General features: G+C 34.1%; 11 protein-coding genes. 6 read left to right on the top strand and 5 right to left on the bottom strand.

What is annotated here, in order from left to right:
- The first annotated feature begins 2 nt into the window (after window positions 1-2).
- The 6 genes from C1H87_RS17515 to C1H87_RS17490 all read left to right on the top strand — a co-directional run bounded on the left by C1H87_RS17515 (window position 3) and on the right by C1H87_RS17490 (window position 6091).
- Window positions 3-974: a YitT family protein gene (locus tag C1H87_RS17515; RefSeq protein ID WP_102757057.1), complete on the top strand. Its 972-nt coding sequence runs from the start codon at window positions 3-5 to the stop codon at window positions 972-974.
- 103 nt (window positions 975-1077) lie between these two features.
- Window positions 1078-1449 carry a cupin domain-containing protein gene (locus tag C1H87_RS17510; RefSeq protein WP_102757056.1) on the top strand — a complete coding sequence of 124 codons (372 nt, stop codon included), beginning with the start codon at window positions 1078-1080 and terminating at the stop codon, window positions 1447-1449.
- Window positions 1442-2269 (top strand): alpha/beta fold hydrolase, encoded by an 828-nt coding sequence (locus C1H87_RS17505; RefSeq protein ID WP_102757055.1) that lies wholly within the window; start codon window positions 1442-1444, stop codon window positions 2267-2269. The genes C1H87_RS17510 and C1H87_RS17505 overlap by 8 nt, the downstream gene beginning before the upstream one ends.
- 19 nt (window positions 2270-2288) lie before the next feature.
- Window positions 2289-3047, top strand: a complete 759-nt coding sequence (gene rluF, locus C1H87_RS17500) for a 23S rRNA pseudouridine(2604) synthase RluF (RefSeq protein WP_102757054.1) — start codon at window positions 2289-2291, stop codon at window positions 3045-3047.
- A gap of 10 nt (window positions 3048-3057) precedes the next feature.
- The gene (locus C1H87_RS17495; protein ID WP_102757053.1) at window positions 3058-3483 is read left to right on the top strand and encodes a VOC family protein; all 426 of its coding nucleotides are present in this window, start codon (window positions 3058-3060) and stop codon (window positions 3481-3483) included.
- Window positions 3484-3841: 358 nt separating this feature from the next.
- Entirely contained in the window at window positions 3842-6091 is a 2250-nt protein-coding gene (locus C1H87_RS17490) for a glycosyltransferase family 4 protein (protein ID WP_102757052.1), read from the top strand.
- Between the two features lie 134 nt (window positions 6092-6225).
- On the opposite strand, the gene C1H87_RS17485 is transcribed toward C1H87_RS17490, so the two are convergent.
- The 5 genes from C1H87_RS17485 to C1H87_RS17465 form a co-directional block, all read right to left on the bottom strand.
- A complete protein-coding gene (locus C1H87_RS17485) occupies window positions 6226-8085 on the bottom strand; it encodes a glycoside hydrolase family 130 protein (RefSeq protein ID WP_102757051.1) in 1860 nt (619 codons plus the stop codon).
- Window positions 8086-8750: 665 nt separating this feature from the next.
- Complete coding sequence (locus C1H87_RS17480) at window positions 8751-9632, bottom strand: bifunctional 5,10-methylenetetrahydrofolate dehydrogenase/5,10-methenyltetrahydrofolate cyclohydrolase (RefSeq protein WP_102757050.1); 882 nt, start codon at window positions 9630-9632, stop codon at window positions 8751-8753.
- A 135-nt stretch (window positions 9633-9767) separates the two neighbouring features.
- Window positions 9768-10139, bottom strand: a complete 372-nt coding sequence (locus C1H87_RS17475) for a four helix bundle protein (RefSeq protein WP_102757049.1) — start codon at window positions 10137-10139, stop codon at window positions 9768-9770.
- 58 nt (window positions 10140-10197) lie between these two features.
- A complete protein-coding gene (gene ffh, locus C1H87_RS17470; RefSeq protein ID WP_102757048.1) occupies window positions 10198-11526 on the bottom strand; it encodes a signal recognition particle protein in 1329 nt (442 codons plus the stop codon).
- Between the two features lie 198 nt (window positions 11527-11724).
- Window positions 11725-13533: a hypothetical protein gene (locus C1H87_RS17465; RefSeq protein ID WP_158655263.1), complete on the bottom strand. Its 1809-nt coding sequence runs from the start codon at window positions 13531-13533 to the stop codon at window positions 11725-11727.
- Window positions 13534-13577 lie beyond the last annotated feature (44 nt).

Genomic DNA, 13577 nt, shown 5'->3' with positions numbered 1-13577 from the left:
AAATGAATCCATTCTTCTCTAAACTATTAGTAGACATTGCTCGCAAACGGCTTGAAAAAAAGCAAGCAGATAAACCTGTAAGTAAAAAACAAATAGTTCCGCTAGCTAGAAAGCTTCATGTAGAGTTATCCCATGCCATAAAAGAATACATTTTAATTATTATTGGTGTATTTTCTGCTGGATTCGGTTTAAAAGGTTTTTTACTACCCAACCAATTCATTGATGGAGGAGCCACAGGTATTTCTTTATTATTGGAAAATGTTACCTCCTTAAAACTAGGGTTGTTATTGGTATTGGTAAACCTTCCATTTTTAATCCTTGCTTCTCGAACCATAGGTGCTAAGTTTGCAATAAAGAGTATTGCAGCTATCACACTTTTAGCTCTTGTGGTGCACTTTGTAGATTATCCCACCATAACCGAAGACAAACTACTCATTGCTGTTTTTGGGGGATTCTTTTTAGGATTAGGTATAGGCATGTCTATGCGAGGCGGAAGTGTTATTGATGGCACTGAGGTTTTAGCCATATTTTTAAGTAGAAAATTATCGCTAACCATTGGAGATGTTTTATTATTAATCAACATTATAATATTTTCAATAGGAGCATACATACTTTCCATAGAAACAGCACTCTATGCCATGCTTACTTATTTAGCAGCAGGAAAAACTGTAGATTTTGTGGTCGATGGTGTAGAAGAATATGTTGGAGTTACCATAATATCCAATAAACATGAAGAAATGAGGCTCATGCTAACCGAAAAGTTAAGGAGAGCCTGTACCATATATGCAGGAAAAGGAGGTTACGGCAAACAAGGCAATAGTTACGATAAGGATATCATTTATACGATAGTAACACGTTTAGAACTTGCCAAATTACAAACCGAAATTGATAAAATTGATAGAAATGCATTTACCGTCATGGGAATTGTTAAAGATTTAAAAGGCGGCATGATCAAGAAGAAACCCATGAAATAGTTAGGCTCTTGTAGTACAAAGCATGAAGCTTGAATTTTGAAGCACAGAGCTAAACGTTTGGGATGCAGAGTTAAAAGAAAACAAACTTACAAGTAAATAAGTAGTGAGGAAAAAATACACAATTCAGAACAATCCATTCGTTGTTCCTACTAATGATGGAAAAGTAATTAAAGAACATTTTGGGCTGGCAACAGATGGCAACTCACAAATTAGTATTGCCCATATGAAGGCGCCTTCCGGGTGGAGCGAACCCTTTCAAACACCTGAGTTTGACGAGTTCACTTTTATAATAAAAGGGAAAAAGCAATTTATTATTGAAGATGAAACCATTGTTTTAGAAGCCGGTCAATCCATTAAAATTGAAAAGAACACCAGAGTCCAATATTCCAACCCCTTTAATGAACCATGTGAATATATTGCTATCTGTACCCCTGCTTTTTCTATCGACTTAGTAAACAGAGAACCAAATGAATAAAAACCTTATAAAAATCATTGGTTATTACATAAACTTGCTAAGCTATTTTTCACCAAATTATGCGGCAAAACTAGCCATTAAACTATTCTCAACTCCCCAAAAAGGAAGAATTCAGGACGAACAAGTACAATACCTCAACACAGCTATTCAAGAAGACATAGTTTATGAAAACATTTCAATAAAAACTTATTGCTGGAAAGGCAAAAAAGATACTGTTTTATTAGCCCATGGTTGGGAAAGCAATTCCTATAGATGGAAAGACTTAATAGAACTTTTAAAATCTTTAGATTATACAGTTATAGCAATAGATGCCCCAGGACATGGTAATTCCAGTGGAAAACTATTTAACGCTTTGCTCTATTCGGAATGCATACATACCGTTGCAAAAAAATTTAATGCAAACACCATAATAGGACATTCTGTTGGAGGCACATCAACCATCTTTTCGCAGTATAAGAAACAGTTGGAATCTGTTGAAAAAATAATCACATTGGGAGCTCCCTCAGATTTTGTTGATATTTTTGATCGCTATGAAACCATGATGGGTTACAACAAAAAAGTTTCCAAAGGCATGTCTCAGTATGTATTAAAAAAATACAACCATTTGCCCGAATATTATTCCGCTGCTAATTTCTCAAAAGAAATAGACGCAAAAATATTGGTCGTACACGATAAAAAGGATCGAATTATTCCTTTTACAGATGGCTTAAAGTTCAAGAAAAACTACGAAAAAGTTGAGTTTATTGCAACAAAAGGCTTTGGCCATGGTCTGAAAAATGACGCTGTTCACAATTTTGTTATTGACTTCTTAAACGCATAAAATGTTGTACTTTTGAGGCATGGAAGTACAGTTAAAACGTATAAATAAATTCTTAAGCGAAGTTGGATATTGTTCGCGTCGCGAAGCGGACAAACTTATTGAAGCAGGACGCGTAACCATAAATGGTGTTATTCCAGAAATGGGAACAAAAATTGCACCCGGTGATGTAGTTCATGTTGATGGTAAGGAAGTAAAAAACACCAAAGAAAGCTTTGTTTATCTCGCTTTTAACAAACCTGTAGGGATTGTTTGTACCACAGACACTTCTGTTGAAAAAGATAATATTATAGACTTTATAAACTATCCAAAACGTATTTTCCCAATCGGTAGACTTGACAAACCAAGTGAAGGTTTAATTCTTTTAACCGACGATGGCGATATTGTAAATAAAATTTTGCGTGCCAGTAACAATCATGAAAAGGAATACATTGTAACTGTAGACAAACCCATATCACAAACATTTATAGAGCGTATGTCTGGTGGTATTCCACTTGCAGAATTGAACAAAGTGACTAAAAAATGTAAAGTCGAAAAATTAAGCACCTACAAATTCAGAATCATCTTAACCCAAGGCTTAAACAGGCAAATACGCCGCATGTGCGAGTATTTGAACTACGAGGTAGAAACACTTAAACGGGTTAGAATAATGAACATAAAAATGGACATGCCTATTGGTGAATATCGAGAATTAACAAAAGATGAACTTAATGAGTTAAATCTTTTAATTAAAAATTCTACCAAAGAATATCAAGAATCAGCAAGAAGAGCAAAAAAATAGCTTATTAATTATGAATAGCCCTATCCCTCCTTTCCATTTAGCTATACCGGTTAACAACCTTTCGAAATGCAGAACTTTTTATAGAGATGTATTAGGTTTTAAGGAAGGTAGGAGCAGTGATACTTGGGTAGACTTCAACTTTTTCGGTCATCAATTGGTTATTCATTATAAACCAAAAGAATCGGACAGTTTACACACCAATTTAGTGGATGGAAAAGATGTTCCCGTACCTCATTTTGGAGTTGTTCTTCCATGGGATACGTTTCACGCTTTTGCAGAAAGCCTTAAAAGTAAAAATGTCGATTTTATCATTGCCCCTTACATCCGGTTTGAGGGCCTAATTGGTGAACAAGCCACCATGTTCTTTAAAGACCCTTCCGGAAATGCATTAGAGTTTAAGTCCTTTAAAGATATGGAGCAACTGTTTGTCAAATAAAATCGTTTGGCTAATTATTACAGTTAAGTATCAATAATTCAATGCCTCCAGCCCTACACTTGTTCCTACTTTTAATCGCGCTGTAACATCGTTTTAAGCTCGCCATTTATATCAATTTTTAGGCTCCATAAACCGAAATAAAACGAATAGTTTTATATTTTTCGAATACATATCTACCATTTCGAATTCTACGCCCTAAACCATAACCTCCTATTAGTCAACCTATAAAATTCAAATTGTTAATAACCGTGTTGAAAACAACTACAAATTTGTTGTATTATCCTACTTTAAAGAATTAACTTTCAATGTTTGTATTTACTAACACAATACTTTCTTTTAACCTTTAAAAAAGAAAAACATGAAAATCGTTATTCTTGGCAATTATATGCCCAGACGTTGTGGCATTGCAACGTTTACAACCAACCTAGCTAATTCTATTCTAGCAGCAAACGACAACCAAGGAACTAAAAATGAGGTTTTCGTAGTCGCTATGAACGACCATGATCAGGTATATGAATATCCCGACATTGTTAAATGTACTATAAGGCAGCAAGAAGCCAAAGATTATAGTATAGCCGCTAATTTAATAAATGACATAGATGCCGACGTTTGTATCTTCCAACATGAATTTGGAATTTTTGGAGGAGAAAGTGGTGTTTATGTATTAAATCTGTTGCAGCAATTAAAAATGCCTATTGTTACAACATTACATACCATACTACAAACTCCGAGCTATCATGAAAAACACATTCTAAAAAAAATAGGTCAATTATCACAAAAATTGGTAGTTATGAGTCATCTAGCTATTGATTTTTTAACTGCGATTTACGAAATACCGCTTCAAAAAATTGAATTTATTCATCACGGCGTACCCGATTTTTCCAACATAGAAGCTACGAATACAAGATTTGATTACTCAGGAAAAAAAGTGTTAGGTACATTTGGGTTTTTAGGCCGTAGTAAAGGTATTGAAACCGTTATTAATGCCTTACCCAAAGTAATAAAGAAACATCCGAATGTCGTTTATGTCGTACTGGGGCAAACGCATCCGAATGTAAAAAAGCATTCTAACGAAGAGTATCGTGATTATCTTAAAGACTTAGCTAAATCCAATAATGTAGCCGACAATGTTATTTTTGAGGATGCCTTTTTTAAAGAAGAGGATATAAAATCTTTTCTAGTAGAATCTGACATATACATCACACCATACTTAAATGAAGCACAAATAACAAGTGGTACGATTTGCTATGCTATTGGTGCCGGAGCGTGCATAGTTTCGACGCCTTTTTGGCATGCAAAAGAATTACTTGCCTATAACAAAGGAAAAACATTCCCCTTTGGCAATAGTGATGCTCTGGCAGAAACCTTGTGTGATCTATTAGATAACCCGGATAGCATTGACCAGATAAAAGCGGCTGCTTTCAACTATGGTAAGGAACTATATTGGGATAAAATTGGCCTACGATACATTAAAGTACTTAGCAACACAGATAACAAACCTCCTACCAATTTAGAAGAAAAACCTCTAACAATGCCTAAGTTTAGTATGGATCATATTAAACGGTTAACCGATGATATGGGCATAATAGAACATGCAAATTATTCTGTTCCCGATTACAAAGAGGGGTATTGCCTAGACGATAATTCAAGAGCTTTATTACTGGTTTTAATGGCTTATGAGTTTGGTATTGACAGGAACTCGTTAGAGCTTTCGGAAGTATATTTAAGATATATTAAACTCATGCAAATGGAAGACGGCTTTTTTCATAATGATATGAGTTACGAAAAAAAGTTTTTAGACGAAAAAGGCTCTGAAGATTCCTTTGGAAGAACCATTTGGGCTATGGGATACTTAATTAGATTAGCTCCTAACGACAGCCATTTCCAGTTTGCGAAAGACATCTTCTTTAAAGCCTATCATCATTTCGAAAAAATCACATCAATAAGAGCCATTGCTAGTGTTATAATAGGACTTTGCCACTTTTTAAAACGTTATCCGGATAACGAAGGCATAATACATTTAACAAATTTACTAACATACAAATTATTGCACCAATACAAAGAAGAAAGTGATAAGGATTGGAAATGGTTCGAGCCAGTTTTATGCTATGATAATGCCATAATACCTTTAGCACTTTGGCATGCATACGACCTAATAAAAGATAAAGAAATTTATGATGTAGCAAGCAAAAGCACCGACTTCCTAGACAAAGAAACTTACAAAAACAACAGAATTTCTTTAGTAGGTAACACGTGGTATTATAAAGGCAAAAAACGACCTGCACATGGACAGCAACCCATTAATGCCATGGCGATGACCATGATGTACAACAAAGCTTTTGAAATTACCAAAGAAAAGAAATACCACGAAAGAATGCTTATATCTTTTAGTTGGTTTACTGGTAATAACGATTTACTTATACCTTTATACGATGAAGAATCTAAAGGCTGCTGTGATGGTTTAGAACCACATTGCGTAAATAGAAATCAAGGAGCAGAAAGTACTATTTCTTATTTGCTATCCTATTTAACCGTATGGAATAGTCAGCAAAACGTATTAGAAGACTCTCAAAACGTATTGGCTGAAGACGAAATATTTACAATTTAAGTAGACGACAAAAACGAGGTTGTATCAAAAAGTAACATTCAGAAATCTGCCTGTCGACAGACTGGGAAAACGACTGAAAGTCTTTTTAAAAACAACCTCTAATATCCTATTAATACAATTAATTTTTTAGATGCTTACCTAAAAATATTTTTTAAACGCAACCTCAATAAATCTTTTTGCACTGGTTTGGGCAAATATTCGGCAGCCCCCAATTGTAGCCCTTTTATTTCATCCGCTTCACTATTATATGAACTAATGAATACAACTGGTATTTTTATAGATTCTTTTTTTATGAATTCCAGTAATTGATAGCCATTAAAGTTTGGCATTTCTATATCGCTAAGTATTAAGTCATACGTACTTTTACCAATAGCGACTAAGGCTTGAACGCCGTCCGTGGCCTCATCAACTAAATACCCATCTTCAATAAGCATTTGACTTACCATTGCCAGGTTAGTTTTATCATCGTCTACCAATAATATGCGTTTTGCACCATTTAATGGAACTCCATTTTCTCTTCCATCATTATATATCATATTCTCCAGCACCTCTTGTAAAGACACATGAGCAAATCCACTACTGGTATCACTCATTGCATAAGGAATAATAATATTACCATTGTTTATTATGGAACCGCAGGAATAAACCACATTAGGCACATAGCCCTCTCGTTCCATCTCATTAGCGACCAATAAAGGATTATCTAATTGTGCCAACACTTTAGTAGGATCGTTTAAATCTAATAAAATAGCACCTAAAACATATCTACGCATAGCACCCACTCCATGCGTAATAACAAGCCACCCATCCTTAGTTTCTATAGCAGAGCCAGAATTACCTAATTGCACAAATTCCCATGGATAAGCAGGTTCTTGAAGTAATATGGGGTCGTCGTCCCAATTATTTACCTGATCGCTATACATAATGAAATTATTCTCACCATCTTGTCTAGATAGCATAGCATATTTACCATTCACTTTTCTAGGGAATAAAGCCATGCCTTTATTCTGTGCATGCTTCCCATAAATAGGCATTACCGTAAACGTATAAAAATCGGTCGTTTCCATAAGCTGAGGCATAATAACAAAACCATTATAGGCAGTATATGTTGCATAATACTTTACATCGCCATTATCATCTGTAAACTTTACAAATCTAGCATCTTCAAGCCCATTACTTTCCGCATCTGTTACCGGAAAAATAACCCGCTCACTTATCGCCGTATCTAGAGAAAAGCTAATTTTATACTGGGCGTTTGCAATAAACTTAATAGCATGAAGTACTTTATTATTTTCTATGGTTATTTCGTGGTCATTTTCAAACTGGTTAATGTTTTTAATGAGCTCTCTAAAAAGAAATGTTTCGTTTAAATTACCTATTATTTTTTCTACGACTTCGGTATCGTCGAACTTCATATCTTTCAACTTATGTATGAAGTCTTCTTTTTTATATTCGTGTAGTTGTATTGTTTCGGCAATGTCGACCAATTTACTTACTGGACTAAACTCTAGATTATTGTTTTTATCTAAAATTGCTCCTCTAAAAACTATAGACGATACATGACCTTCTCCTGTGGCTCTAAAACTAACAATAACCCTTTTTTGTCCTTTTTCTAAATGGGATTGATCCGGGTCTTCTACCATTGAAGGATTAAAAAATGCTGCTGATTCGATGGAGTATTCGTGAGTAAAATAAGCTCCTATTAGCAGTTTAACCTCCTTAGAAATACTGTTAGCATCTATTTCTAATCCTGGAAATAAAAAGGTTACCCTTTCATAATGTTTTAAAAGTATTCGAGTTATATTTCGGTGTCGGTTACTAAAATCCCTAAGAGTTTGATTCAATACTTGCGATGCAACTGCTTCAGGCATTGCTATTACCCGCTTTATAATTTTTTTTGCACGCTCTTCTCCGCCGGGCATAAAAAAACGAACGATGACCCTTTTCGGGTCTGGAGTGAAAAAAATCTTAAGTCTATTGATATTTATTGCCATAAAATATAAGTATTTACGTATAATATGTAGGACAATATAACAATAATTATTTTAACAATAATTTACTTACTTCTGGTTATTGGGACAAATAAGTCTATTAAATGTGATGCCTCGACCCTAAATTTCAGTATATCTATACTGATATGGGATAAGTACAAGTGTAGAAAAGATACCCCCTTATAATTTAACCGAAGAATAAAGTACTATATGCGTATTAAAGTAGCTTTAGAAACAAACAACTTAGGTTTTTCACCTATAGGAGGAGCGTATTGTTTTCTGGATGTGTGGAAATCTATTTAATATATATAAGCGCTAATAAAAGAGCAAAAAGACAAACAAGAATCAAGATTAAGAGATCATTCATTCTTTTTAGTTTATCTATTTCTTCAAATATTGATTTACTTTCTTTAGGTAAATTTGTCATTTTATTCATAGCAATTTATTTACAGACAACTACCTATTATAACTAAAATTAGTGGCAATTATTATCTGTAAAAAGTTAAAATAATTAAAAAATAAACGACCTAAATATTAACCGTGGGTTTTTAATTTTCAGGCGTTTTATTTTTTCTTTTTCAGGTGAAATTAACTAGTTTAAACAAAAAAGCTGTTACAAAGTATAGCGAGAGATTCATAACGTACTTTATCTGTGCAAAAACTATTGTTTACATGTTTTTATGTCTCTCTCTAGCTAGTAATGTATTTTTAAGCAGCATGGCAATTGTCATAGGACCTACACCACCTGGAACTGGTGTAATATAACTTGCTTTTTTACTAACGTTTGCAAAATCTACATCTCCTACTATTCTATAACCTCTTGGTCTGGTTTCGTCTGTAACACGTGTAATACCTACATCTATAATAACAGCGTCATCTTTAACCATTTCTGCTTTTAAGAAATTAGGAACTCCTAATGCCGAAATAATGATATCTGCCTGCGATGTTATTTGAGTGATATTCTTGGTGTGACTATGTGTTAAGGTTACCGTAGAGTTACCTGGAAATCCTTTACGCCCCATTAGGATACTCATGGGTCTACCAACAATATGAGAACGTCCAATAACAACGGTGTGCTTTCCTTTTGTTTCAACGCCATAACGATCTAGTAATTCTAAAATGCCAAATGGTGTTGCTGGAATAAAGGTAGACATGTCCAGAGCCATTTTGCCAAAATTTGTAGGGTGAAAACCATCTACATCTTTATCTGGATCTACAGCTAATAATACTTTTTGCTCATTAATTTGCGGAGGCAATGGCAACTGCACTATAAAACCATCAATCTCTGGATTATCATTAAGTTCTTTTATTTTATCCAATAATTCAACCTCACTTGTTGTATTAGACATTTGTACTAAAGTAGACTCAAAACCTACACGTTCGCAGGCTTTTACTTTACTACCAACATAAGTTAGACTGGCACCATCATTTCCTACTATAACCGCTGCAAGATGGGGTACTTTTTCTCCCTTATCTTTTATTTTTTGAACCTCAACAGCTATTTCATCTTTAATGTCGTTACTAACTTTCTTTCCGTCTAGAATTGTCATTATATACAGTTTTCAGTCGCAGTCTCAGTCGCAGTTCCATACGCTGCTCTCTAAAACCACATATTATTATTATTTTTCAGCCTTAGTTACAGTTCCTTACTCTGCCTCACTAAAACCAACATTGTAATTCGTTTTTTATTCAAGTTTAACTCCAAATTTACTGGAATTGTTAATCATATAATTTATTAGCTTTCCTATCTCTTTTCCTTGTTCTGCACATCTCAAATGATCCTCGGAAGATATATATTGGCAAGCCAATGCAAAATCTAACCAAGTATTTGTTTCTGAGTTTTCCCCATCTGCGTCTGTAAGTTTACTTGTAAAATGTTTAGGATATCTCCGCTTTCTATAAGCTTCAGCTATATTAGCACATACTAAACGAGAACTTCTTCTAATTTGATCTGTCAACGAATAAGTTTCCTCTTTTGGAAAAGCTTTTGAAATATTGAAAATGTCCATCGATAAATCAAATGCTTTCTTATATGCTATCAATTGTTTAAAATCCATATATAACTAAAAACTGAGACTGGGACTGAACACTGAGACTGAATACTGCTAACTAAAACTAACGCATCCCCTTCATCATTTGCATCATCTTCTTACCGCCACCGCCTTGCATCATCTTCATCATCTTGCTCATTTGGTTAAATTGTTTTAACAACTGATTTACTTCTTGTACAGAAGTCCCAGAGCCTTTTCCAATACGTATTTTTCTACTTGAATTTATAATTCCCGGATTACTTCTCTCTTTAGGTGTCATGGAATGAATAATAGCTTCTATTCCTTTAAAGGCATCATCATCAATATCAATATCTTTCATCATTTTCCCTGCACCAGGAATCATGCCCATAAGGTCTTTCATGTTACCCATTTTCTTAATCTGCTGAATCTGCTTTAAGAAATCGTCGAAACCAAATTGGTTTTTAGCTATTTTCTTTTGAAGCTTGCGTGCCTCTTCTTCATCAAATTGTTCCTGAGCTCTTTCCACTAAAGAAACAACATCCCCCATACCAAGAATACGATCTGCCATACGAGATGGATAGAACACATCAATGGCTTCCATTTTTTCACCTGTACCAATAAACTTAATGGGTTTATTTACTACAGATTTTATCGTAATTGCAGCTCCACCACGGGTATCACCATCTAATTTGGTTAAAACAACACCATCAAAATTTAATGAATCGTTAAATGCTTTAGCTGTATTAACGGCATCCTGACCTGTCATAGAGTCTACTACAAACAGGGTTTCTTGTGGTTGAATGGCTTTATGAATGTTTGATATTTCTGTCATCATGGCCTCATCAACAGCCAAACGACCTGCGGTATCTATAATAACAACATTATGTCCGTTTGCTTTTGCATGAGCAATACCAGCTTTAGAAATAGCCACCGGATCGTTATTTCCTCTGTCACTAAAAACCTCAACACCTATTTGTTCTCCAACAACATGTAATTGATCTATCGCAGCTGGACGATACACATCACAAGCTACCAACAATGGTTTTTTGGTTTTCTTATTTTTAAGATAATTAGCAAGTTTACCCGAGAAAGTTGTTTTACCAGACCCCTGTAAACCAGACATTAAAATAACACTTGGTGTCCCCGAGAGGTTTACGCCTTCTGCATCGCCTCCCATAAGCTCAGTTAACTCATCTTTTACGATTTTTACCATTAACTGACCTGGTTGTAATGTTGTTAAAACATTTTGACCGAGTGCTCTTTCTTTTACTCTATTTGTAAATTCTTTAGCTATCTTAAAATTAACATCGGCATCGAGTAATGCACGACGAACTTCCTTTAAAGTTTCGGCTACATTTACTTCTGTGATGCTTCCATGTCCTTTTAAAACGTGTAAAGCTTTATCTAATTTATCGCTTAAATTATTAAACATAATTTACTTTTAATTTTAAGAGTCGCAAAGTTAATGATTTGAAGCGTATTAATAAAGTGGCTCATTATAAAATATGGAATAAAAAAGAGCTGCCAAACTGGATATAAATTTGACAGCTCATATAAAGGATACTTACTTAGCTAATTAACCTAAAAACCGAAAAAATAAGTTTTCCTTTTATAAATAATAACACTTATACTACCACTCTAATTCAAGAACTAGTATTCTTTCTATGCCACCGTTAGCATTGTAGTCTTTTAATTCTATTCTATTTTCAGTAATCGAATTTATTTTCCATCTATGGTTAAGATCACCAAACGGTGCTTCAATTCCAAAATGCATACCTAGGTATAAGCCTTCATTTCTATAAGCTAACCATGAACCATCTATAGCAATATCATTAACAGCATGCGTCACTTTTATAGAACCAGCTTCCGAGAAAGCAATTGCATAATCTAAGTAGTCTTGAGTTTTGTTTACATCTTTATCAATATAAGAGGCTACTTTCCAACCTTTATCCCAACCTGCTCCCCAGGAAGAAGTAAGAACATCAACAATATAGTTTATATCTTCATCGCCATCTGCACAGTGTCTTTCTAACACCATTTTGTTTTCTCTGTGGTTTAAATCCTCAAGTTTTATTAAACCTGGTTCAAGGAAAGTAACATACCATTGTAATTGTAACTCTGGTCTGTTTTCTAAAACTATTTTTAGGATAAATCCTTCTGAATTCAATGGCGTTACGCTATAGGTACCTTCAATCAATTCTCCATTAACTCTAAGCTTAACAACATCGTTTTCCAAGAAGTTAAAAGGTGTTCCTATATACTCTTTTTCTCTATCGATACCGTCGATATTCAAACGAGCTATTCTCCATAAACACTCTTGTAAATAGTTTTTAATTCTTTCTTTAGTAACATCAAAGATAACATCACAGTTTTTCTTCATGATGATTCTGTTACCACCAACTTCGTAAAGCTTGATCTTACCATATTCAATATCGTATACGATCCACTCTAAAGTAAAATCTGCCATACTATCGAATTCTAACTTTAACAGAGCGCCTCTATCACTTACTCGTGTATTCCAGGTACCAGTTAAAATATCTCCATTTCTTGCACGCATTTTAACAACACCGTCTTCTTTAAAATTTAATGCATATTCTTTGTACTCTGCAGTATTATCTTGATTGTTTCTCTTAAACTCGTAAACAACCCAAGGACAAATTTTTAAATACTCATCTAAACGTTCTTTAGTGAAATCGTCATCACCATAATCGTTATCATCATCTTCATCACAAGTGTCTTTTGCCTCTCTAATAGTTTTTTCCAATTCTTCATTATTATTTACATCTTTGGTAGTACCATCGGCGTAAACCATAGTTACTGGGAAATTAAGGCTTGCAAAAACGTCTCTTTCTTTTACACGCTTAATAAACTTATGTAACTCTCTGTCGTTTTCAACTGTAATTACATCAATAACTTGGAAATCGGCATCGTAAACAGAAAAAGATATCGGGTATTGAAAATCGATACATTCAATATCGTCATCTGGTTCGTTTTCATCTTTACATTCTTTAATTAAGTTTGCTAAATCATTAGGATTGTTAAGTACAATCTCTGTGTGATCTGCTAAAGTGATAGTAATAGGAAAAACGATATCCAATCTATCTTCATCATCATCAAACTTATTAAAGATGGCTTCAATAACCTTGTAATCTTCTGTAGAGTCAACAATAATTTCAAGACCATTAACTACAACAGAAACTGGTAATTCAACAGATAAACAACTTGCTTTATCAATAATATTATCTGCAGATCCGTCTTTGGCAGACGTAGCGCTAATAAAAGATGTTAGTGTAGATTCTGCAACAAGTGCTTCTCCTTCTTCAGGTTCAATAATATCTATTTTCTCTTCCTGACATGAGGTAAACAATAATAGAGCAAAAAAAGGAAGTAATAATAATGTTCTAATTTTAGACTTCATGATATTTGATTTAGATTTCATGATATTTAATTTTGGGTTAAACATAGCTTTTTGATTATAAAACA

It is taken from the genome of Flavivirga eckloniae (assembly GCF_002886045.1).
In the GTDB taxonomy this organism is placed as follows: Bacteria; Bacteroidota; Bacteroidia; order Flavobacteriales; family Flavobacteriaceae; genus Flavivirga; species Flavivirga eckloniae.
The sequence above is the reverse complement of the archived record's forward strand: the minus strand, read 5'-3'. Positions and strand labels throughout refer to the sequence as shown.

Bases quoted from the DNA above. Each gene is read 5' to 3' on its own strand.
- ffh (WP_102757048.1), bottom strand. From the start codon at position 11,526: ATGTTTAATAATTTAAGCGATAAATTAGATAAAGCTTTACACGTTTTA.
- C1H87_RS17505 (WP_102757055.1), top strand. From the start codon at position 1,442: ATGAATAAAAACCTTATAAAAATCATTGGTTATTACATAAACTTGCTA.
- C1H87_RS17485 (WP_102757051.1), bottom strand. From the start codon at position 8,085: ATGGCAATAAATATCAATAGACTTAAGATTTTTTTCACTCCAGACCCG.
- C1H87_RS17495 (WP_102757053.1), top strand. From the start codon at position 3,058: ATGAATAGCCCTATCCCTCCTTTCCATTTAGCTATACCGGTTAACAAC.
- C1H87_RS17490 (WP_102757052.1), top strand. From the start codon at position 3,842: ATGAAAATCGTTATTCTTGGCAATTATATGCCCAGACGTTGTGGCATT.
- C1H87_RS17475 (WP_102757049.1), bottom strand. From the start codon at position 10,139: ATGGATTTTAAACAATTGATAGCATATAAGAAAGCATTTGATTTATCG.
- rluF (WP_102757054.1), top strand. From the start codon at position 2,289: ATGGAAGTACAGTTAAAACGTATAAATAAATTCTTAAGCGAAGTTGGA.
- C1H87_RS17515 (WP_102757057.1), top strand. From the start codon at position 3: ATGAATCCATTCTTCTCTAAACTATTAGTAGACATTGCTCGCAAACGG.
- C1H87_RS17465 (WP_158655263.1), bottom strand. From the start codon at position 13,533: ATGAAATCTAAATCAAATATCATGAAGTCTAAAATTAGAACATTATTA.
- C1H87_RS17480 (WP_102757050.1), bottom strand. From the start codon at position 9,632: ATGACAATTCTAGACGGAAAGAAAGTTAGTAACGACATTAAAGATGAA.